The 21,507-nt window shown below is 67.8% G+C and carries 20 protein-coding genes; 3 read left to right on the plus strand and 17 right to left on the minus strand.

What is annotated here, in order from left to right:
* Positions 1–25: 25 nt before the first annotated feature.
* From C7T96_RS02040 to C7T96_RS02065, 6 genes are read right to left on the minus strand one after another with little or no spacing between them, the layout of a single operon-like run.
* On the minus strand, positions 26–481 hold the full coding sequence (locus C7T96_RS02040) for a MarR family transcriptional regulator (protein WP_106569489.1): 456 nt from the start codon (positions 479–481) through the stop codon (positions 26–28).
* On the minus strand, positions 478–1,062 hold the full coding sequence (locus C7T96_RS02045) for an amino acid synthesis family protein (protein WP_106569490.1): 585 nt from the start codon (positions 1,060–1,062) through the stop codon (positions 478–480). Before C7T96_RS02045 ends, C7T96_RS02040 begins: the two co-directional genes overlap by 4 nt.
* Positions 1,055–1,933, minus strand: a complete 879-nt coding sequence (locus C7T96_RS02050) for a UPF0280 family protein (RefSeq protein ID WP_106569491.1) — start codon at positions 1,931–1,933, stop codon at positions 1,055–1,057. Before C7T96_RS02050 ends, C7T96_RS02045 begins: the two co-directional genes overlap by 8 nt.
* A complete protein-coding gene (locus tag C7T96_RS02055; RefSeq protein ID WP_106569492.1) occupies positions 1,930–3,459 on the minus strand; it encodes a 6-hydroxynicotinate reductase in 1,530 nt (509 codons plus the stop codon). Before C7T96_RS02055 ends, C7T96_RS02050 begins: the two co-directional genes overlap by 4 nt.
* A complete protein-coding gene (locus C7T96_RS02060) occupies positions 3,456–6,206 on the minus strand; it encodes a molybdopterin cofactor-binding domain-containing protein (protein WP_106569958.1) in 2,751 nt (916 codons plus the stop codon). Before C7T96_RS02060 ends, C7T96_RS02055 begins: the two co-directional genes overlap by 4 nt.
* Before the next feature lie 5 nt (positions 6,207–6,211).
* Complete coding sequence (locus tag C7T96_RS02065) at positions 6,212–7,069, minus strand: FAD binding domain-containing protein (protein WP_106569493.1); 858 nt, start codon at positions 7,067–7,069, stop codon at positions 6,212–6,214.
* A 173-nt stretch (positions 7,070–7,242) separates the two neighbouring features.
* Here C7T96_RS02065 and pncA point away from each other — a divergent pair, with 173 nt between their 5' ends.
* Positions 7,243–7,842: a bifunctional nicotinamidase/pyrazinamidase gene (gene pncA, locus C7T96_RS02070; RefSeq protein WP_106569494.1), complete on the plus strand. Its 600-nt coding sequence runs from the start codon at positions 7,243–7,245 to the stop codon at positions 7,840–7,842.
* Positions 7,843–7,863: 21 nt separating this feature from the next.
* Here the strand turns inward: pncA and C7T96_RS02075 are convergent, their stop codons facing one another.
* The 6 genes from C7T96_RS02075 to C7T96_RS02100 all read right to left on the minus strand — a co-directional run bounded on the left by C7T96_RS02075 (position 7,864) and on the right by C7T96_RS02100 (position 14,147).
* Positions 7,864–8,571 (minus strand): ABC transporter ATP-binding protein, encoded by a 708-nt coding sequence (locus tag C7T96_RS02075; RefSeq protein ID WP_106569495.1) that lies wholly within the window; start codon positions 8,569–8,571, stop codon positions 7,864–7,866.
* On the minus strand, positions 8,564–9,316 hold the full coding sequence (locus tag C7T96_RS02080; RefSeq protein WP_106569959.1) for an ABC transporter ATP-binding protein: 753 nt from the start codon (positions 9,314–9,316) through the stop codon (positions 8,564–8,566). The genes C7T96_RS02075 and C7T96_RS02080 overlap by 8 nt, the downstream gene beginning before the upstream one ends.
* Positions 9,313–10,275 carry a branched-chain amino acid ABC transporter permease gene (locus tag C7T96_RS02085; protein ID WP_106569496.1) on the minus strand — a complete coding sequence of 321 codons (963 nt, stop codon included), beginning with the start codon at positions 10,273–10,275 and terminating at the stop codon, positions 9,313–9,315. Before C7T96_RS02085 ends, C7T96_RS02080 begins: the two co-directional genes overlap by 4 nt.
* Positions 10,275–11,156: a branched-chain amino acid ABC transporter permease gene (locus C7T96_RS02090; RefSeq protein WP_106569497.1), complete on the minus strand. Its 882-nt coding sequence runs from the start codon at positions 11,154–11,156 to the stop codon at positions 10,275–10,277. Before C7T96_RS02090 ends, C7T96_RS02085 begins: the two co-directional genes overlap by 1 nt.
* 139 nt (positions 11,157–11,295) lie before the next feature.
* Positions 11,296–12,600, minus strand: a complete 1,305-nt coding sequence (locus tag C7T96_RS02095; RefSeq protein ID WP_106569498.1) for an ABC transporter substrate-binding protein — start codon at positions 12,598–12,600, stop codon at positions 11,296–11,298.
* Between the two features lie 158 nt (positions 12,601–12,758).
* Positions 12,759–14,147, minus strand: a complete 1,389-nt coding sequence (locus C7T96_RS02100; protein ID WP_106569499.1) for a hypothetical protein — start codon at positions 14,145–14,147, stop codon at positions 12,759–12,761.
* A 358-nt stretch (positions 14,148–14,505) separates the two neighbouring features.
* On the opposite strand from C7T96_RS02100, the gene C7T96_RS02105 reads away from it, so the two are divergent.
* On the plus strand, positions 14,506–14,949 hold the full coding sequence (locus tag C7T96_RS02105) for a MarR family transcriptional regulator (RefSeq protein WP_158264288.1): 444 nt from the start codon (positions 14,506–14,508) through the stop codon (positions 14,947–14,949).
* 75 nt (positions 14,950–15,024) lie between these two features.
* On the plus strand, positions 15,025–15,861 hold the full coding sequence (mazG, locus tag C7T96_RS02110; protein ID WP_106569501.1) for a nucleoside triphosphate pyrophosphohydrolase: 837 nt from the start codon (positions 15,025–15,027) through the stop codon (positions 15,859–15,861).
* 112 nt (positions 15,862–15,973) lie between these two features.
* On the opposite strand, the gene C7T96_RS02115 is transcribed toward mazG, so the two are convergent.
* The 5 genes from C7T96_RS02115 to trkA form a co-directional block, all read right to left on the minus strand.
* Positions 15,974–17,239, minus strand: coding sequence for a Glu/Leu/Phe/Val dehydrogenase (locus tag C7T96_RS02115; RefSeq protein ID WP_106569502.1), 1,266 nt, complete (start codon positions 17,237–17,239; stop codon positions 15,974–15,976).
* A gap of 237 nt (positions 17,240–17,476) precedes the next feature.
* Positions 17,477–18,817, minus strand: coding sequence for a GTPase HflX (gene hflX, locus C7T96_RS02120; protein WP_245414054.1), 1,341 nt, complete (start codon positions 18,815–18,817; stop codon positions 17,477–17,479).
* 6 nt (positions 18,818–18,823) lie between these two features.
* Positions 18,824–19,072 (minus strand): RNA chaperone Hfq, encoded by a 249-nt coding sequence (gene hfq, locus C7T96_RS02125; RefSeq protein WP_106569504.1) that lies wholly within the window; start codon positions 19,070–19,072, stop codon positions 18,824–18,826.
* Between the two features lie 138 nt (positions 19,073–19,210).
* Positions 19,211–20,074: a D-amino-acid transaminase gene (locus C7T96_RS02130; protein WP_106569505.1), complete on the minus strand. Its 864-nt coding sequence runs from the start codon at positions 20,072–20,074 to the stop codon at positions 19,211–19,213.
* A gap of 43 nt (positions 20,075–20,117) precedes the next feature.
* A complete protein-coding gene (gene trkA, locus C7T96_RS02135) occupies positions 20,118–21,494 on the minus strand; it encodes a Trk system potassium transporter TrkA (RefSeq protein WP_106569506.1) in 1,377 nt (458 codons plus the stop codon).
* Positions 21,495–21,507: the final 13 nt, after the last annotated feature.

Below are 21,507 nucleotides of genomic sequence, written 5' to 3' on the forward strand. Positions count from 1 at the left end.
GCGCGGCGGGCGTGCCGTCGCCCGTTCAGCCGATCTTGGCCAAAAGCCGCATCAGGCTGGCGCGCTCGCGCCCGGTCAGCGGCGCCAGCGTCTCCTCGGTGATGGCAAAGGCAAGCGGCCGCAGCCGCGCCAGCGTCTCGCGCCCCTCGCCGGTGAGCCGCACCACCAGCCGGCGACGGTCCTGCTTGTGCGTGTCGAGCTCGACCAGGCCGCGCGCCTTCAGCCGGTCGATGACGCCCTTGATCGTGGCCGCGTCCATGGCGATCAGGGCGCCGAGCTGGTTCTGCGAGGTCTCGCCGACCTCCTCCAGCCTGGCGAGCGCGGCGAATTGCGGCGGCGTCAGGTCGGAAATGCGGGCCGAAAACAGCGCCAGATGGCGCTGGTTGGCCTTGCGCAGCACGAAGCCGATATGGTCTTCGAGCCTGTAGTCTTCTTCCGCCGCCGCCCTTTCCGGTCGGGCCGCCTTCGCCGCAATGCTCATCGCAACCCGTCCAGTCCCTTGACCTCGCCGGCGGTGAGCCCGCCCATGCGGGCGTGGACGCGCCCGCCGCGGCTCATCCCCAGGCAGAACAGGATTTCGTCGGGGCGCGGCCCGTCGGGCGCGCTGACGGTGATGGCGTCGAAATGGCTGCGCACATAGGCGGCGTTGGTGTGGCCGAGCGGAATGTCGAGCGTCGCCCCGAAGCCTGCCACCTTCATCGCCGAGGGCACGATCGCCATCGATTTCGGCAGCCGCTCGCGCATCGCGTATCCGCCCGGCACGTGCCACAGCGCGCCGTGCTCGATCTCGCCCTGCGTGCCGACGATCGCGCCCTTGCCGTAGCCGTCGATCTTCTCCGCGTCGCCGCCGAGCGCGGCGATCAACCGTTCCGTCAACGTCGCCCCGAGCGGTTTCAGGTCGTCCATCGCTGCTTCGATGTCTTCTTCATAACGGCCGGCGAACGGGTTCTTGACCAGCGCCATTGCCGCCGCGCGCCGCCGCGGTTCGGCCGCCGCCGGGCCGCCGTCGTGGACGATCTCCTCGAAAAACACCGCCAGCTTGCGGATTGGAAAGTCAGGCATCGAGCAAATCTCCTTGAAAGGTCCCGGCCGGCATCGCGCCGAAGGAACCGGACAGGCGGCGGGCGCCGCGAAGAAAAAGCGCCGCCGCGACAACCAGGCCGCGCGCGCGGCAGGACTCCGCCTCGGCGAGACCGCGCGCCAGCGCCGTGTCGATCTCCACCGCATCCAGCGCGCCGACCCCGGTCGTGACCGGCCGCGCGCCGAGATCGCTCTCGGGCGACAGCGTATTGGCCGGCGCGCGCGCGATCGCGGGATGTCCCGGCAGGTCGACGGCGTTGGCGATCAGCGTCGCGGCGACGTCGGCCGCGGCCGCGTCGGCGGCCAAAACGGTGACGGCGTCGGCGATACCCAGCGAATGGCTGCGGCCGCGCCAGCCCGAGGTCGCGATCCCGCGCACCGGATCGTCGGCGTCGATCGTCACCCGGTCGGAAAAACCGTGCCCGGTGCCGGCGACGGCAAGACGGATCATTTGCCCGGGCGCGAGGAAAATGGCGCTGTCGCCGCCATTGTTGACATAAGCCCGCTCCAGTTCGCGCCCGGTCACCAGGGCGGTCAGCACCTCGTCGGCGACCGCGCCGGCGACGGCGGCCATTGGGGTGACGAAACGGCCGGCATGCCGGCACGCCGCCTGCTCCATCCGGCGCGCGGTGGCGCCGGCGAAATGGCGCGGGATGTTTGTTGACGGCGCGCGCAGGGCGCCGAGCTCGCCGACCAGCTCGTCGAGCACGGTGGAAAAGCGGGCCGCCGCCTGCCGGTAGCCGGCCGCGCGCTCGGCCGGCACGCCGAACGCCTCGACGATCAGGTCGATCGGGCCGTGCTGCATGTGCAGGCGCCGCCCGTCCGGCAGCCAGGCGATCCGCGGCCCGCTCATGGCCGTTCCCGCCGCCGCTGGCGGAGCGGCGGCCAGGGATTGCCGCCCGGCGCGGGCCTATCCCGGCGCGGATTGTGATACGCGCCGCCGCGCGCCGCGATGTCGTCGACCGAACGGATCTCCTCGGCATAACCGCCGAGCCGGAGATAGTCGTCGCGGCGCAGGGTGAATTCGACCGGCGCCACCAGCGCCGGGGTCGGCACGTAGCCGAAGGCGTTTTGCGGCATGCGGGTGACGTCGACCATGATGGTGATGCCGCCGCCCGGCCAGACATAGACCGGCGCGCCGCCGCAGGTGACATAGGTGTTCAGACCCTGGACCGAGCGGGTGAGATTGACCGGGTTTTCTGTCACGCCGGCGCGGAGCGACCCGCCGGCACCGCCCATGAACAGCACCGTACACAAAGCCGGTTCGCAATTATCTTCAATAAGATCGACAGATTTCTTCAAGCGATCCGGAAAAGGCTTCGCAACCGGCTTTAAATCCTGGTCGAGCTCGTAATAGGCGAATTGCTCGCCGGTGGTCGACACCATCAAAAGCGACAGGCCGGGCCGGGCGCCCTTGTTGGCGTTGAAGGGACCGAGAATCTCCAGCGGGTCGGCGATGGTGGTGCCGCCCCAGCCGAGGCCGGGTTCGGAGACTTTGAAATAGCGCCCGGGCGTGGAGCGTCGGCCGATGATCTTGATGCCGGTGTCGGGCCAGCCAAGCACCTTGCCGGCCTGATGTTCCGACACCACGCCGGTGATGTGGTCGTCGACCACCACCACCTCGTCGACCAGGTCGCGCCACTGGGTGGCGAACATGCCGATCGTCGCCGAGCCGCAGCCGACGCGCATGCGCTGTTCCTGGCGGCCGTCGATCACCGGCGCCTTGCCGGCCTCCACCACCAGCGTCGCACCGTCGTCGATCGTCAGTTCGACCGGCTGGCGATTGCACAGCGCCAAAAGCGTGTCGCAGGTCACCCGTCCCTCGGCCTTGGAGCCGCCGGTCAGGTGGCGCACGCCGCCGAGCGAGAGCATCTGCGAACCGTATTCGGCGGTCGTGACGTGGCCGACCGGCTCGCCGTTGGCCCGCACAGTCGCCGTCTCGGGCCCGATATGGCGATCGGTGTCGATCTTCACCTTGACGCCGCAATAGGAAAAAATCCCTTCCGTCACCACGGTCACCAGGTCGACGCCCTCGACCTCCTGGCTGACGATGAAGGGGGCGGGTTTGTAGTCGGGATAGGTGGTGCCGGCCCCGATGGCGGAGACGAAGCGGCGGCCGGTATTGACCAGTTCGCCGTCCCAGGGCTCCTCCGGGTCGAGGAACGGCACCAGCGGCGTGCCCTCCTCGGCGGCGTGGTGCAGGATGGTCAGCGGATCGGTGCGCACGATCTTGCCGCCGACATTGCCGTAGCGGTCGCAGGCGCCGGTGCGCCCGTCGGCGATGTAGCACATCACCGGACAGGCATCGCAGCGGACCTTTTCGCCGGTGGGGTCGGGCCTTTCCGGCGACGGCTCGAACCGTTCCGACAATTCGCTCATCGCCCCGCCTCCGCCGCCCGGATCGCCGCCAGAACCCGGCTCGGCGTCGCCGGCAGCCTGTCGACCAAAACGCCGGTGGCGTCGCGAATGGCGTTCAGGATCGCCGGCGCGGTCGGGATCAACACATGCTCGCCCAGCCCCTTGGCGCCGAACGGGCCTTCCGGGTCGGCGATTTCGACCAGAATGGTCTCGATCGGCGGCACGTCGCCGATGGTCGGGATCAGATAATCGTGCAGGTTTTCCGTGCGGCCGGGCACGTAATCCTCCATCAGCGCCATGCCGATCCCCTGCGCGATGCCGCCCTCGATCTGGCCTTCGGCGAGCTGCGGGTTGATGGCGCGGCCGACATCGTGCGCGGCGGTGATTTTCAAAAGCGCGACCGTGCCGAGGCTGCGGTCGACAGCGAGCTCGACGATCTGCGCGCCGTAACCGTAAACGGCATAGGGCACCCCCTGCCCGTTCTCGTCGAGCGCCGTCGTCGGCGGGTCGTAGCTCTCCTCGGCCGAAAACACGTAACCGCGCCCATCGAGCGGCAGCGTGTCGAGCGCGATCTGCCGGCGCGCCTCGCCCTCGCGCACGACCAGCAGGCCGGGCTCGATCTCGATGCGGGCCTGCGGGGAGACATTGGCATAACGCAGGATTTCGTCGCGCAGGGCGCGGCCGGCCTTTTCGGCCGCCTTGCCGCTGACATAGGTCTGGCGCGAGGCCGAGGTCTTGCCGGCGTCGGGGGTATGCGCGGTGTCGCCGTCGACGAGGCTGAAGGCGGCCAGCGGCAGGCCGGCGGCGTCGGCGCAGATCTGGGCGATCACCGTGTTGGAGCCCTGGCCGATATCGACCGCGCCCTGGTGCAGGACAACCCGGCCGGCGGGCGAAATGCCGACCCGGATCGTGGAGGGGTTGGGCAGCGAGGTGTTGCCGCAGCCATACCAGCACGACGCGATGCCGACGCCGCGCCGCACCGTCCCGTCGCCGGCCGCCGCGTTGGCCGTTTCGGCGTCGGCCAGCGCGCGCCGCCAATGCGGTTCGAGCGCGGCCAGGCAGGCGCCGATGCCGACGCCGGACGCCAGCACCTGCCCGGTCGCGGTCCTGTCGCCGTCGGCAAGCGCGTTGCGGCGCCGCAGTTCCAGCCGGTCGATGCCGAGCTTCGCGGCGAGCGCGTCGTAGAGCGTTTCCAGCATGATCGTGGCCTGCGGCACGCCAAAACCGCGAAACGCGCCCGCGACCGGCCCGTTGGTGTGGATCGCCCGCGCGCTGGCGCGGTAATTGGGCGTCAGATAGGGCCCGCAGGCGTGCACCGGCACGCGGTTGGCGACTGTCGGGCCCCAGCTCGCATAGGCGCCGGTGTTGAAATCGCCGGCAAATGCCAGCCCGGCGATGCGTCCCTCGGCATTGGCGGCCAGCGTGGCGCGCATTGAGGCGGGATGGCGCTTGGTGGTCGAGGCCATCGAGTCGGCGCGCGTATAGGCCAGCACCGCCGGCCGCCCGGTCTTCAGCGCCACCAGCCCGACCAGCGGCTGCAGCGAGACGTCGAGCTTGGAGCCGAACCCGCCGCCGGTCGCCGCCGGCACGATGCGCACCTTGTCCGGCGGAAGGCCGAGCACGGCGGCGGTGTCGTCGCGGTCCATATAGGGCGCCTGGGTGCAGGCCCTGACGACCAGCGTGTCGCCGTCGAACACGGCATATCCTGCTTCCGGCTCGATATAGGCGTGCTCGACATAGGCCGTTTCGATCGTGCCTGAGACCGACACCGCCGCGGCCGCGATCGCGGCCTCGGCGTCGCCGCGTGCGACCAGGCCCTGCGTCAGGATATTGCCCGGACGATCCTCGTGCACGAGGCCGGCCCCTTCCGCGACGGCTTCGGCCGGAGCGAGCACATGCGGCAGTTCGTGCCATTCAACCGGGAACTCGGCCGGGTCGAGGGCCGCGATCGCCGCCGGCTCGCCGGCGACCAACGCCACCGCCTCGCCGCGAAACCGCGCGGTGCCCTCGGCCAGTGCCGGCTGGTCGGCAAACGGGCCGATGACGCCGAAGCGGTTGCGGCCGGGAATGTCGGCGGCGGTGAAGACGGCGGCGAGGCCCGGGCGCGCGGCCACGAACCCGTCGAGGTCGCCGAAGGAAAAACGCGCATGCCAGTGCGGTGAGCGGATCACCAGCACCGAAAGCGCGTCGGCCGGCCGTTCATCGGCGCCGAACCTGTCGGTGCCCGTCACCTTGGCCACCCCGTCGAGGCGCATGACCGCCGCGCCGACCGCGCGGCCGGTTTCGGGCGGCGGGCTGTCGCGGCCGGTTTCGGGCAGACCGGCGTCGATCACGGCGGCGATGATCTTGCGGTAGCCGGTGCAGCGGCACAACACGCCGCCGAGCGCGTCGCGCACCTCTTCCTCGCTCGGGGCGGGATTGCGGTCCAGGAGCGCGGTCGCGGCGACCAGAAAGCCCGGCGTGCAAATGCCGCACTGGGCCGCGCCATGGCGTAGGAACGAGGCTTGCAGGGCCGACAGCCGGCCGTTGGCGAGCCCCTCCACCGTGGTGACGCGCCGGCCCGCGGCGGTCGCGGCCGGCATCAGGCAGGCGCAGACCGCCGCGCCGTCGACAAGCACCGTGCAGGCGCCGCAATCGCCGGCGTCGCAGCCGAGCTTGGTGCCTGTCGCGCCGAATTCGTCGCGCAGCACGGCGGAAAGCCGGGCCACCGGCGAGACTTCGGCTGAAACCGGCGCGCCATTGAGGGTAAAGCCGATCGTTTCGCGCACCGGGCTCACGCTGCCTTCTCCTTGCCCGCGCCATCGTCGCAGGCCTGCCGGATCGCCCGGCGCAAAATCTCGGCGGCCGCTTCGCGCCGATAGGCGGCGCTGGCGCGCACGTCGTCGATCGGCGTCAGTTCGACAAGCTGGTCGGGGCCGAAATCGAGCGCGGTCTCCGGGCGGCGGCCGCGCAGCGCGTGTTCGAGCCCCGTCATGCGCCGGGCGACGGGCGAGCAGGCGCCGAGCGCCAGCGCGATCTCGCCGATCGTGCCGTCTTCGGCAAACGCGACGCGCGCGGCCGCCATCGCGATCGAGATCACCAGATAGCGGCGCGCGCCGAGCTTGACGAAACCGCTCCCACCGGCCGTCGCGGTTCTGGGCACGACAAGGGCGACCACCATTTCGTCCGGCGCCAGCGCGGTCTCGCGATTGCCGCGCACGAAGGCGCCGAGCGGCACCCGGCGGCGGCCGGCCCTGGCCGCGATCTCCACGCTGGCGTCGAGCACCAGCAGCGGGGGCGCGCCGTCGGCGGCCGGCGAGGCGTTGCACAGATTGCCGGCCACCGTGGCCGCGTTCTGGATCTGGACCGAGCCGACCTCGCGGGCGGCCGCCTTCAGCGCGTCGAAGGACGGCGGCAGATCGTGGGCGATCAGCTCGGACCATGTGGTTCGGGCGCCCACGACATAGGCATCGTCCGTCCGGGAGATGCCGCGCAATGCATCGAGCCGGTTGATGTCGAGAATGTTTTCGCGAATCGGGCGCGCGCCCTGCCCCGGATAGAAATCGGTGCCGCCGGCCAGGACCCGCCACCGCCCCTCGGCGAGCAGATCGAGAGCCTCCTCCAGACCCTGCGGTCGAGCGTAGTTTGCCAACGGGGTTTTCCCTCATTTCCGCCGGTTTCGAACAGGCGTTTCCGACGCGGCAAATTCATTCGTATGCAAATGATATCAGTCCGCCGTGACTTGTCAAAGCCGGCCGCTGCCGTCACCATGGCGCCGGTCGCGCCTGCCGCGCGCCGCTCCAGCCCAGCCACAAGAGGACGGAAATGGCCGACAAAGCCCTGCTCGTGATCGATCTGCAAAACGATTTCTGCCCGGGCGGCGCGCTCGCCGTTACCGGCGGCGACGAGATCGTGCCGGTAGTCAACCGGCTGATCGAGACCTTCGATCACGTCGTCATGACCCAGGACTGGCATCCGCCGCGCCATTCCAGCTTCGCCTCCGAGCACGCCGGCAAGGCGCCGTTCGAGACGGTCGCCATGCCTTATGGCGAGCAGACCTTGTGGCCGGACCATTGCCTGCAGGGCAGCGATGGCGCCGCCTTTCACGCCGGGCTCGACTGGACCAAGGCCGAGCTCGTCGTGCGCAAGGGGTTCCGCCGCGAGATCGACAGCTATTCGGCGTTTTTCGAAAACGATCACGAAACGCCGACCGGGCTTGCCGGCTATCTGCGCGAGCGCAACATCGCCGATCTGACCATGGTCGGGCTGGCGACCGATTTCTGCGTCGCCTATTCCGCGCTCGATGCGGTCCAGGAAGGGTTTTCGGTCACCGTGATCTTGGAGGCCTGCCGGGCGATCGATCTCGGCGGCTCGCTGGCGGCGATGACCGGCATGATGAAGGAGGCCGGGGTACGCCTGGTCTGAGCCGGTTTCAGCGGCAGCTCCCTATCCCAGCCCGACATAATGGCGTACCAGTTCCGGCTCGGTGCGCAGCCGTTCGACCTCGACCACGTCGCGGTTGACGCCGTTTTCGATAAAGGCAACGCGGTCGGCGACCGGCAGCACCGCGTCGACCCGCTGCTCGACCAGGATCGTCGACACGCCCTGTTCGCGCAGCCGCGTCACCGTTTCGCGGATGCGCGCGATCATCGACGGCATCAGCCCCTCGGTCGGCTCGTCGAGCAGGAGCACCGAGGGCTCCACGCACAGCGCGCGCGCCATGGCCAGCATCTGCTGCTCGCCGCCCGACAGCGTGCCCGAACGCTGGGCCAGCCGCTCGCGCAAAACCGGGAACAGCGCCAAAACCGCCTCGCGGGTGTCGCCGCCGCGGCCGCGCGTCATCAGGCCGATCTCGAGATTTTCAGCCACCGTCAGTTCCGAAAACAGCCGCCTTCCCTGCGGCACATAGGCCACGCCCCGGCGCGGCACCTCGTGCGCGGGCAGGCGCGCGAGATCGTCCGAACCGAGCAGGATTTCGCCCGAACGCACCGGCACCAGCCCCATGACCGCTTTTAGCGCGGTGGTCTTGCCGGCGCCGTTGCGGCCAAGCAGGCACAGGACCTCGCCTTGCCGCAGGGTCAGAGAAAAATCGCGCAGCACATGAACATCACCGTAAAAGCAATTGATCTTGTTGATGATGAGGATGTCAGTCATCGTCGGGTGTCCCGAGATAGGCATGCTGGACGGCGCTGTCGGCGCGGATTTCGGCCGGCGTGCCCTCGGCCAGCACCGCGCCATTGTTCATCACCGTGATCCGGTCGGCGAGCGCCATCACCACCGGCATGTTGTGCTCGATCAGAAGCACGGTCGCCGAGCGGGCGATGTCGCGCACCAGCGCGATGAAGCCGTCGATCTCGGCATCCGACAGGCCCTGCGTCGGCTCGTCCAGGATCAACAGCCGCGGTTCGAGTGCCAGGCCCATGGCGACCTCGAGCAGGCGCTGGTGGCCGTAGGCGAGCTTGCCGGCGGCCTGCTCGGCGCGGTCGGCCAGCCCGACGCGCTCCAGCGCCTCGGCCACGCCCCGGCGCAGATCGGCCGGCGAAAACCGGCTGCCGCCGCGCTCGGCATGGTCGATCAGCCGGCGCTGGGCGGCAAGCGCCACATTGTCGAACACGCTCAGATTGGCGAAGATCGAGGTGATCTGGAACGTGTAGGCGATGCCGCGCTTGACCCTTTGATGGGCGGGCAGCCGGGTCACGTCGACGCCCTCGAACAGGATCGTGCCGGCACTCGGCGCGCTCCGGCCGCACACAAGGCTGACGAAGGTCGTCTTGCCGGCGCCGTTCGGGCCGATAATCGCCCGTATCTCGCCGGCGTTGAGCGAAAAATCGACACCGTCGACGGCGCGCAACCCGCCGAAGGACCGGCTCAGGCCGCGCGTCTGCAGCAATGGGCTCACGGCAGCCATCTAAGCCACCTTTCGCGGATCGTGCCGAGCACGCCTTTGGGGAAAAACAGTACCAGAACGATCAGCGCGACGCCGACGATCAGCAGATAGGCGGAGGTGTAGCCCGACGTGATGTCGACCACGTAGAACATGAACACAGTGCCCAGAAGCGGGCCCAGCACCGTGCCGGCACCGCCGAGCAGCACCCACAAAAGCGGCAGGATCGAATACTGGATCGTGGCGAAGGTGGAACCGATATAGCCGAACAGCACCGCATAGGCGGCGCCGGCGGCCGCGCAGAACGCGCCGGAAATCACCATGGCGGCGAGCTTGTTGGAAAACACGTCGTAGCCGAGCATGCGCACCCGCTCCTCGTTTTCGCGGATCGCCACCAGCACGCGCCCGAACGGCGCGCGCACGATGGCGAAGCTTGCCATCAGCACGACCGAAAACAGCGCCACGGCGATGAAATAGCGGCTTGCGGGGTCGCTCAGGTCGATCTCCAGGCCCGGCAGCGCCAGCCGGCGCGCGGCTTGCGGCAGCACCAGCCCCTCCTCGCCGCGGGTCCATTGCGTGAAATAGAGCGTGGTCAGGTAAAACACCTGCGAAAACATCATCGTCACGATCATGAAGGCGACGCCGGTCGTGCGCAGCGCCAGCATGCCGACCACCAGCGCCAGCAGCGCGCCGGCGCCGACGCCGGTGGCGAAGGCCGCGCCGACGCCCCAGTCGAGATGGTAGACGGGCAATCCGGCGCCGTAGATGCCGGCGGCGAAGAACATCGCATGGCCGAGGCTGAGCAGCCCGGCATAACCGAACACGATATTGTAGCCGGCGGCGAACACCGCCAGCACCAGCACCCTGGCCAGGACGCCGCGATGATAGTCGGGCAAAAGCCAGTAAAGCACCACGAGGGCCGCCAGCACCGCCAGGTGCAAAAGCAGCGCGCGCGTCGTCGCCCGGCCCGCCATCAGCGCGCGGCCTGGCCGAACAGGCCCTGCGGTCGGAAGACCAGCACCAGGGCGACCAGAAGCGTGGCGATCATCTTAGCGAGCGTCGGCGAAAAGAACACCGAGATGATGCCGTCCGACAGGCCGATCAGCACCGCGGCCACCACCGTGCCGCGCAGCGAGCCCAGCCCGCCGATGATGACGACGATGAAGGACAGAAGCAGCGGGTCGAGCCCCATCAGGTAATGCGCCTGCTGGATCGGCACGATCAGCACCGCGGCGACGGCCGCCAGCATGGCGCCAAGCGCGAACACGGCCGCATAGACCTTGTCGACGGGAATGCCGAAATTCTGCGCCGTCTCGCGGTCGAACTGGGTCGCGCGCATGATCAGCCCGATGCGGGTGCGCGTCAGCACCAGCCAGGTGGCCAGGATCAGCCCGATCGAGGCGGCGATCACCGCCAGCTTGTAACCGGAATACCCGAACCAGGGCAGCGCGATGCGCAGGCTGAACGGCGCCTGCACCGGCCGCGCTTCCGGCCCGTAGAAGGTCAGCGCCAGTTGCTGGATGATGTAGAGCATGCCGATCGTGGCCACGATCGTGGCCTCGGGATCGTAATTGAGCCGGCGCAGCACCGTCCGCTCGCAAACCAGCGCAACCAGCCCGACCACCAGCGGCGACAGCACCAGCGCCAGCAGGAACCCCGTCGCCGGACTGCCGGTCACCAGGGTGGAAAAGAACCAGGCGAGCACCGCGCCCAGCATGAAGAACTCGCCATGGGCGACGTTGACCACGCGCATAACGCCGAACACCAGCGACAGGCCGAGCGCCGTCAGCGCCAGCACGGCGGCGGTCACCAGGCCTTCCAGGGTGGCTAGAAGAAGATGGGGGCCAAAGGACATGACGAACCGGTCTCGGCACCTGCGAGGGTTGCGGTGCGTTTTGAAGAAGGGCGGGCGCGGCGGAAAAGGACGGGCTTTTCGCGATCGCCGCCGTCTTCCGGCGCCCCGTGCGGCGTGCAGCGGGGCGCCGGGCGCGGCGTCAGAGCGACTGCGTGGTGTAGTCGCCTTCCGGCTCGTACATGCTGTCCTCGATCTCGGTGCGGTGCACGACCTCCAGCCTGCCGCCGGAAACCTGCGAGATGTACTGGTGCCCGAAACACTGGTGCAGCTTGCCGTTGAAGATCTTCTTGCCCTGCGGATGCTCGGGGCCGGCCGCGAACTCGGTCATCGCCTCGGTCGCCTCGATCAGTTTCTGGCGGTCGCCGGGCCCCTGATAGCCGGCCGCCTCCATCGCCGCCTTGATCACGTAAAGCGTCTCCCAGCAGCCGAACATGTGGGCGGCCGTCGACACGTCCTTGGGATCGTCGACGGACGCGCCGTTCTGGTCGATGCCGACCGCGTCGCGATAGGCCTTGACGTAGTCCGGCGCGTCGGCCTGCAGGTAGCGCGGCATGCCTTCCCAGAAATGGCTGCCGTCGAGGAATTCCAGGCCAGGGCTGGCCATGTCGACGGCCTCGAGCGAATCGATGAAGCCGAACAGTTTCGGGCCGCCGCCGCCGTAGAACTCGCCGAGTTCCTTGACGAAGGTCAAAACGGCCGGGCCGACCATGACGTGGTAGAGCACCTCGGTGTCGGACGGGATCTGCGGGAAATAGCGGGTGAACGAGCTTTCCGTCGGCGGAATCGGCACGTGCTTGATCACCTCGCCGCCCTGCGCCTTGACCGCTTCGGTGAAGAAATCGCGGTGATCGTGACCGAACGCGTAGTCGGGAAAGATCATCGTGACCTTCTTGCCGAGATTGGACGTCACCCATGGCGCCATCGAGGAGACCTGCGCCTTGACGTCGGTGATGCCGGGCTGGAAGACGTAGCGATTGAGCTTGCCGGAGGCGACGTGATAGCCCTCGCTGACGACGTAATAGGGCATTTTCAACTCGCCCGCCGTCGGCGCCGCGCCGACAACGACATGGCTGAACAAGGTGCCGTAAACGACGTCGACCTTGTGCTGATTGGCGAATTTCTCCACCACTTCCGCGCCGCGCTTGGGATCGGTGCCGTCGTCCTCGGTCACGATCTCCAGCGGACGCCCGTTGATGCCGCCGGCCGCATTAATCGCCTTGGCGGCCGCCATGGTGGTGCGCTCGTACCAGCGGCCATAGGCGGCGCCGATACCGGTGCGATGGGCCTGAAAGCCGATGCGGATCGGTTCCGACGACTGCGCCTGGGCATAGCGCACGAAACCCGGTGCCAGCGTCAGGCCGGCGGACGCGCCGAGCCCCTTGAGGGCGGTCCGGCGGCTGACATTACCCGTCAGAATGCTGGTTTTGCTGCGTTTTTCGCTCATGCCGTATCCCTCATGATTTCCGGTTTCGTTCGACAGCGGCGCTTGCCGGAGCCGGGCCGCGACGCGGATGGAAACTCGATTGTACACAAATCAAATCATCAATCCCTGGGCATGGCAACTGCCGCTCACCCTGCGTAAGGAAGGAGTCGGCGCGCATGTCAATAGCCGGTCGGTGTCGACAAAAGCCACAGCCCGAAAACCGTGTAGGCCACCATCAGCCCGGCAAGCGGTATCTGGCTGATGGCCGCGCGTCGGGCCGAGCCGTAGCAGCGCCAGGCGATGACGTGGCTTGCGGCCACGGCCAGCAGATGCCCGCCGACGATCGCCGCCGACTGAATATTCCAGATCAGCCAGGCCGTGTCGGCGCCGGCCGTCAGCGCGGCCGCCACGTGCAGCCCGGCGGTGCCGAACAGGTTCCAGCCCGCCGCGAACGGATCGGAAATCGCCGCCAGCGCGTATTGTCCATCGACGAGCAGCGCCGGCAGGTGGTGGGAATAGTGATAGCCGAGCACGATCGGCATCAGCGACCAGACCAGCCGCCCGGAGAGAACGGCCTGGTCCGGCCCCTGCCCGGCCATGCGCGCCCCGAGCCGCACCGCGCCGTGAAACAGCGCCCACAAGGCGACGAAGGCCCCGGCGGCCCCGACGCTGTTCGACCACACCACCGCCGAGCGGCCCGGAAATTCCAGCGGATTGACGCCGAACAGACCGAGCCAAAAAAAGGTGCGCATCAGCCCGTCGAAGGATATCGCGCTCAACGCCAGCAGCAGGAAGGCGGCCGCGCTTGCCGACAAAGCCGGCGCGGTCACCAGCCGGGCGCCGGGCAGACAAAGCCGCAGCGAGACCCGGCCCGAGCGGTGGCGGCGGATGTCGACAAAGGCCATGCGCGCCACCATCGTCATCAGCAGCGACAGGAACTCCGCCCGCCGGCTCCAGCGGCGGTGTCCGAACACGACCATGCCGCAAAAGGCGACCGCCCAGTAGACGGCCATGGCGCGCGCCAGCTTTTCGGGATCGGCCGGCGCGATATAGACCAGTTCGAACCAGACGAAGGCCGCGAAGCCGGCAAAGGCCGGCCAGCTCGCAGCCCGTCGCGGATAGGGCAAAAACGGCCGCGCGTCGGGGCGGCCGAGCAGGCGCATGACCAGGCGCCACGGCCCGTACCAGGGCTCGATCCATCGCCACAGATCGCCGAAAAGCCCCTGGACCAGCACCACGCCGATCCACACGAACACCCAAAACACCAGCGGCAGCGGATTGGAGAGCGGGTCGCGGCTGCCGAAAAATCCGGCCGTCAGCAAGGCAAGCAGCACGAGAAAGGAGATGGTGCTGGTGACGGCGCGCAGATCGAGCCACGTTGCCGCGCCGGCCGATCGCCAGCGCGCGAGCCGGTCGAGCGGCGCCGGCGGCACCAGCGCCAGCACCGCGAAACTCAGCCACACGGCCAGCCCGCCGCCGATCAGATAATACCCGGTCGGCAGCAACAGCACATAGGCCCGGTCCGAGACATGAGCCAGCGCCGGCACCGCGGTCGCGGCAAGCAGCAAGGCGGCCGCCGCGAACGCGCCCCGGCGCGGGCGTGCAAAGCCGGCTAGGAATTGGCCCCGTCGCCCGGCGCGTGGCCGATCATCTCGGTCGGTGTGGCTGATTGGCATGATTTGTCGGCTGCACTGAAGATACCTATCTTAAACGGAAAGCATGGGGCGTGTCCGGTCTTTTGCGATGTGCCCACCGTCCCATGGCCGCAAATATGATCGCAATGCATTCGGACTGGGGATGAATGCAAGAGATTGCTAAATAAGCGATGGTCATTACACGTAAAAATGGCTATCCAATTCCTTGGACGACAACGGTTGAGGCATCATGTTCGGCGCACCGCACGACACCACCGCTCCTGAGAGTGTCATGGAAGAGTTGGATCAGGGCATTCTGCCTGGCCTGCTCGGCCGCCAGATCCGGCTGACCTATCTGGCCGCGTTCCGGCTGGTGGAAAACCGGCTCGCCGCCTTCGGCATCACGCCGCAGCAATTTTCGCTTCTGACCATCGTCGAGCGCAATCCCGGTTCGCGTCAGAGCCTGTTGGCCAAGGCGCGCGGGCTCGACAAATCGACGCTGGTGCCGATGATCGACCGGCTCGAACGCGACGGCCTGGTTGAGCGCCGGCCGCTGGCGACCGACAGGCGCATCCGCACGATCTGGATCACCGAACGCGGCCGCGAGGTGCTTGCCGGCGCGATACCGGCGGTACAGGACGGCGACCGCACCATCGGCTCGAATCTCAGCGAGGCCGAACAGCAGGAATTTCGTCGCCTGCTGGAAAAAGTCCGGCTCGGCCTGACCGAGCAATAGTCCCGTCTGTGGATAATCCGCAGCGGCGTGGCCGCGCCGATGGCGTTTCGCGCCCGGCGGCGTAGTCTCGGCGCCATGCAAGCCTCCAAGGACATTTCGCGCCTGATCGAGATCATGGCCGCGCTGCGCACCCCGTATACCGGGTGCCCGTGGGACATCGAGCAGGATTTTTCCACCATCGCGCCCTATACGCTCGAGGAAGCCTACGAGGTCGCCGACGCGATCGCCCGCGGCGATCTCGACGATCTGCGCGAGGAACTGGGAGACCTGCTCTTGCAGGTCGTGTTCCACGCCCGTATGGCCGAGGAACGGGAAGCGTTTTCGTTCGGCGACGTGGTCGAGGCCATCACCGCCAAGATGATCCGCCGCCATCCGCATGTGTTCGGCGACGCCGAGGCGCGCGCGGCCGGTGCGGCCAAAGGCATGTGGGAAGCGATCAAGGCCGAGGAAAAGGCCGAGCGCAAGCGCCGGCGCGACGCCCGGAACCTGGAGGCGTCGGAAGCCGGCGGCGGCTATCTCGACGACGTGCCGCTCGGCCTGCCGGCGTTGACGCGCGCGCTGAAACTGCAGCAGCGGGCGGCCAGGGTCGGCTTCGACTGGACGGAGGCCGGTCCGGTGCTCGAAAAGATCGGCGAGGAGATCGGCGAGCTGCGGGAGGCGCTGGAGCGCGGGGATCAGGCGCGGGTGAAAGACGAGTTCGGCGACGTGTTGTTCGCGCTGGTCAATCTCGGCCGCCATGTCGGCGCCGACGCCGAAACCGCCCTGCGCGGTACCAACGACAAGTTCCGCCGGCGCTTCCACCATGTCGAACGATCGCTCGCCGCGCGCGGACGAACGCTCGACGCGGCCTCGCTGGAGGAAATGGAAGCCCTCTGGCAGGAGGCCAAGGCCGGCGAGGAAACCGGGCCCTGAAGCGCGCCTGCGCCGGGTCTTTCGGGTCTTGCACGGCGACGCATGGCGCCGCCGTCGCCATGCGGTGAGAAATTCCCGCGACGCGCGGCCGCGGGAATGATGCGCGAACGGTTTAGCTGGTGAAGAAGTTCTGCGTGCCGTGCGCCTCGATCGCCTCGGCGAGCCGGCCGAGCGCGTGGACATAGGCCGCCGTGCGCATGGTCACGTCCTTGGCGCGCGACACGTCCCAGACGGCGCGGCCCTCGCGCTCCATGATCCCGCGCAGCTTGTCGTGGATCTCCTCTTCCGTCCAGTAATAACCTTGGCGGTTTTGCACCCATTCGAAATAGGAGACGGTCACGCCGCCGGCATTGGCAAGGATGTCGGGCAGCACGATGACGTTGTTTTGGGCCAGGATCGCATCGGCTTCCGGCGTGATCGGGCCGTTGGCGAGTTCCAGGACCAACGTTGCCTTGACCGAGGCCGCGTTGCGGGTGTGGATCATGTTTTCCAGCGCCGCCGGAACCAGAAGATCGCAGTCGACCCCGGCCAGATCGGCCGCCGGCATGCATTCGTGCCCACCCTGCCCGGCGGTGCTGGCGACCGAGTGGCCCGCGGCCTTGGCGTCGAACAGCATGTCGACATGCAGCCCGGCCTCCGAATAGACCGCGCCTTCGGAATCCGACACCGCGACGATCTTGTGGCCGTCGCCGGCCAAAAGGCGCGCAATGTGCTGACCGGCATTGCCGAAGCCCTGGATGGCGACGCGCATGGTCTGCCCAAGCCCCAGATTCTCCGCCAGATGGCGCACGAGATAAAAGCCGCCACGCGCGGTCGCGTCGCCGCGCCCGAGCGAACCGCCGAGCGCGATCGGCTTGCCGGTGATCACCGCAGGCTCTGCCTGCCCGACCATCTGGGCGTACTCGTCGGCCATCCAGCCCATAATCATGGAATTGGTGTAGACGTCGGGAGCCGGAATGTCCCGGTCGGGCCCGATAATGCGGGAAAACGCCTGAATATAGGCGCGCGACAGGCGTTCGAGCTCGGCCTTCGACAGGGTGCGCGGATCGACCTGGACGGCGCCCTTGCCGCCACCGTAAGGCAGGTTCATCACCGCACATTTGAAGGTCATCCAGAAGGCCAGCGTCTCGACCTCGTCGGCGGTGGATTCGGGATGGAAGCGGATGCCGCCCTTGGTGGGGCCGCGCGTGTCGTCGTAACGGCAGCGCCAGGCGAGGAAGGATTTGCGCGAGCCGTCATCCATGCGGATCATCAGACGCACCTTGGTGGTCTCCCGCGCATATTTCAGTTTCTCGATCACGTCCGGATCAATGTTGAGATGGCTCGCGGCCTGATCTAGGCGAACCAGCGCGTGGTCGAGCAGGCTGTCTTCGGACATTATCTCTCCTTCGGATCGTTGCGATTGTGAAGCGGGTGGCGAATGCCCGGGCGGGTGGGACCGGCCAGGGGCGTCAGAACGGCCGTCATATCGGGCAATGACGGTTTTAGGTTGCAAATACAAGCCTTTGGCTGGCCCATGTGAATATCGGGGCAAACCCAAAACCGGCCTTTTCGCGCGTTCGTATGTTTGCCAAGGGCCCGGCCGGGCGACGAATCTGGATGGCGGCGACCGGCGTCAGTCTTCGCGGCGGCGCGCCAGTTCCCGTGCGGCGGCTTGCGTCAGGCGTACGGTCAATCTGGCGCCGCCATCGTCGAGATCTTCGCGGCCCAGCACCGCGCCGTTGCGGTAGAGCCAGTCGAGCTGGCTCATCTCCGAAGGCCGCAGCACGATCATGGTTTCACGCAAATGTCCCGACAGGCGTTCCTCGATGGCGGCCGTCAGCGTCTCGATCCCCGCCCCGGTCAGCGCCGAAATGACGATCGCGCCGCCGCCGCCGGCGGGCTGCGTTTCAACCGCGTCGAGCTTGTTCCAGACTTCCAGAACCCTGGTCTCGTCGGACGCGTCGATGCCCAGGTCGCGCAGGATCTCCTCCACGTCCTCGGCCTGGGCGGCGGCGTCGGGATCGGACAGGTCGCGCAGATGGATGATCAGGTCGGCTTCGACCACCTCTTCCAGCGTGGCGCGGAAGGCGGCGACCAGATGGGTCGGCAGGTCGGAGATGAAGCCGACCGTGTCCGACAGGATCATGATCGTGCCGTGCGGCAGACGCACGCGCCGCAAGGTCGGATCGAGCGTGGCAAACAGCATGTCCTCGGCCAGCACGCCGGCGCCGGTCATACGGTTGAACAGGGTCGACTTTCCCGCATTGGTATAGCCGACGATGGCGACCACGGGAAACGGCACCTTCTTGCGCTTGGCGCGATGCAGGTCGCGGGTGCGACGCACCGTTTCCAGCTCGCGCTTGAGGCGGGTGATGCGCTCCTGCAGAAGCCGGCGGTCGGCCTCGATCTGGGTTTCGCCCGGCCCGCCCAAAAATCCGGCGCCGCCGCGCTGGCGTTCGAGGTGGGTCCAGCTGCGCACCAGGCGGCCGCGCTGATAGTTCAGATGGGCCAGTTCGACCTGCAGCGCGCCTTCCTTGGTGCGGGCCCGGCGGCCGAAAATCTCCAGGATGAGACCGGTGCGGTCGAGCACCTTGGCGCTAAGCGCGCGTTCGAGATTGCGTTGCTGCACCGGCGTCAGCGGATGGTCGACGATCACCAGCTTGATGGCGTCGTCATGCAGCCGTGCGGCCAGCTCCTCGATCTTGCCGCTGCCCAGCAGCGTGCCGGGGCGCGGCGCGGCGAGGGTGACGATTTCGGTATGGCAGGGATCGAGGTCGATCGCCCGCACCAGGCCGATCGCCTCGGCCAGGCGCGCCTCGGGCACGCGCGGCGTGCGCGGCCGGCTCGACGGATCGGCGGGGGCAAGCGATTGCTGGCGCGACAGGACCGGAACGATCACGGCCGCGCGCGTCGCCGCCCCCTCGCCTTCGGCCTGCGCTTGGACGGCCTTAGCGCCGCCGCCCGGCTCGGCTATGTCCAATCAACCGTCCCGGCCATTGTCTTCACCATCGAACATCTGAACCGGCTGGCTCGGCATGATGGTGGAGATGGCGTGTTTGTAGACGAGCTGCGAGTGCCCGTCGCGCCGCAGCAACACGCAGAAATTGTCGAACGACGTCACCACCCCGGTGAGCTTCACGCCATTGATCAGAAATATCGTCAGGGGGTTTTTGCTTTTGCGAACCGTATTCAGGAAGAGGTCCTGAAGGTTTTGCGATCTTTCCGCCATTGTTCTTCTCTTCCGCCGTACCCTGTCGTCGGTCAAATGGGGCGCCGTGGACGAACCTCATCGTTCGCAACACGCACAAACCGGGCGCCGGAACCGACCTGTCCCGCATGCATGGAATTGCATGTCCCTCAGCGGTTATCAGGCTTGGGTTTTTTCCGCAACGTCAAAAAAGGCCTCACGCAGGGAAAGCGCGACCGTGCCGGGATGGCCGTTGGCGACCGGCTTGTCGTCGATCCTGACCACCGGCATCACCACCGTCGTGGCCGCCGTGACGAAGGCTTCGCGCGCCTTCAGCGCCTCGGCGACGGTAAAGGCGCGTTCCTCCACCGTGTAACCCAGTTTTTCGGCGATCCGGAACACCGTCGCGCGCGTGATGCCGCGCAAGATGCCCTTGTCGGCCGGGCGCGTGACCAGATGTCCGTCCGCGGTGACGATCCACACATTGGTCGCGGCGCCCTCCTTGACCGTGCCGTCGGGATCGACGAACCAGGCTTCCTGGGCGCCGGCCTCCTTGGCCTTCTGGCGCGCCAGCACGTTGGGCAGCAGGCCCACGGTCTTGATGTCGACCCGTTCCCAGCGATTCTCGGGCACGGTGACGACCGCGATGCCGCTCTCCACGCGCCGGCGCGCGGCCTGCGGATCGGAGCGCTTGGCGGTCACCACCAGCGAGGGACGCGTGCCGGCGGCGGGAAAGACGTGGTCGCGCGGGGCCACGCCGCGCGTGACCTGCAGATAGACCAGCCCGTCGCGCACCCGGTTGCGCGTCACCACCTCGCGCATGATCGCCGGCAGCACCCGGCGCTCGAGCGGCCAGGCAATCGCCAGTTCGCGCAGCGAGCGGTCGAGCCGGTCGAGATGGCCGCTCATGTCCATGATGTGGCCGCGCGCCACCTCGCACACCTCGTAGACGCCGTCGGCGAACTGGTAGCCGCGATCCTCCATGTGGACCTTGGCGTCGGCGTGGGGCAGATAGCGCCCGTTGACATAGGAAATACGCGGCATGGTTCCCCTCGTTTCGCCCCGGCGCGGGCCGGTCTTTGCAATTTCAGAAATATTCGAGACTGACCCGGAACATCTGTTCGACCTGGCGCACGGCCGAGGCGAGCGCAAAAATCACGATCCGGTCGCCGGGCCGGACCACGAACGCGCCGCTGGGCTTGATCGCCCGGCCGTCGCGATAGACGATGCCCAGCCGCATGCCGTCCGGCAGGTCCAGGTCGCGCAGCGGCGAGCCGACCAGCGGCGAGGTGTCGAGCGCCTCGGCCTCGATGATCTCGGCTGAACCGCGCTGCACGCTGTGCACGGCGCGGATGCGGCCGCGGCGCACATGCTGGAGAATGCGCGAGATCGTGACGGTGCGCGGGTTGACGTGGGCGTCGATGCCGAGCGTGCGGGTGAAATCCTGATAGGTCGGATTGTTGATCAGCGCCAGGTTCGACTTGCATCCCAGCCGTTTGGCCATCACGCTCGACAGGATGTTGACCTGATCGTTGTTGGTCAAAGCCACCATCAGGTCGGCGTCCTGGATATCGGCCTCCAGAAGCACTTTCTGGTCGAGCGCGCTGCCGTTCAGGACGATCGTGCGGCGCAGTTTGTCGGCGATCGCCACCGCGCGCTCGCGCGTGTCCTCGATGATCTTGACCTTGGTGCGCGACTGGCGCGCCTCCAGCGCCTGGGCGACGTAAAGGCCGATATTGCCGCCGCCGCCGATGACGATGCGCATCGCCTCGACCTCTTCGTGGCCGAACAGGCCGAGCGTGCGGCGCACCTGGTCGGTGGTCGTCACCACATAGGCAAGGTCGCCGGCCACCAGCTGGTCGGCCGAATGGGGAATGAACAGGCGTCCGTTGCGCGACACCCCGACCACGGTCGAGGGCAGGTCCGGGAAAAGCTCGGTCAATTGCGACAGCGGCGTGTCGATCACCGGACACTCTTCCAGGCACTCGATCGCCACCATCGCCACCTTGCTGTCGGCGAAGCGCACCACGTCGTTGGCGCCCGGCAGCGCGATGCGGCGCAGCACCATCTCGCCGACCTCGATCTCCGGCGAGATGATGACGTCGATCGGCAGGTGCTCGCGCGAGAACAGGTTCTGATAATGCGGCAGCAGATAGGATTGGGCGCGGATGCGCGCGATCTTGGTCGGCACGTTGAAGATCGAATGCGCCACCTGGCAGGCGGTCATGTTGACCTCGTCGTAGAGCGTGACCGCGATCAGCATGTCGGCCTGCTGGGCGCCGGCCATTTCCAGCACGTCGGGATGGGCGCCGTGGCCGACGAAGCCGCGCACGTCGAGCTGGTCGCGGATCGTGCGCACGAGCTCGGGCGAGGTGTCGATGACGGAGACGTCGTTTTGCTCGGCGGCGAGCCGCTCGGCAATGCCGTAGCCGACCTGGCCGGCGCCGCAGATGATCACGCGCATAGTCTATCTCGTC

Origin of the sequence: Nitratireductor sp. StC3 (assembly GCF_003015025.1) — a bacterium.
GTDB lineage: Bacteria > Pseudomonadota > Alphaproteobacteria > Rhizobiales > Rhizobiaceae > Mangrovimarina > Mangrovimarina alexandrii.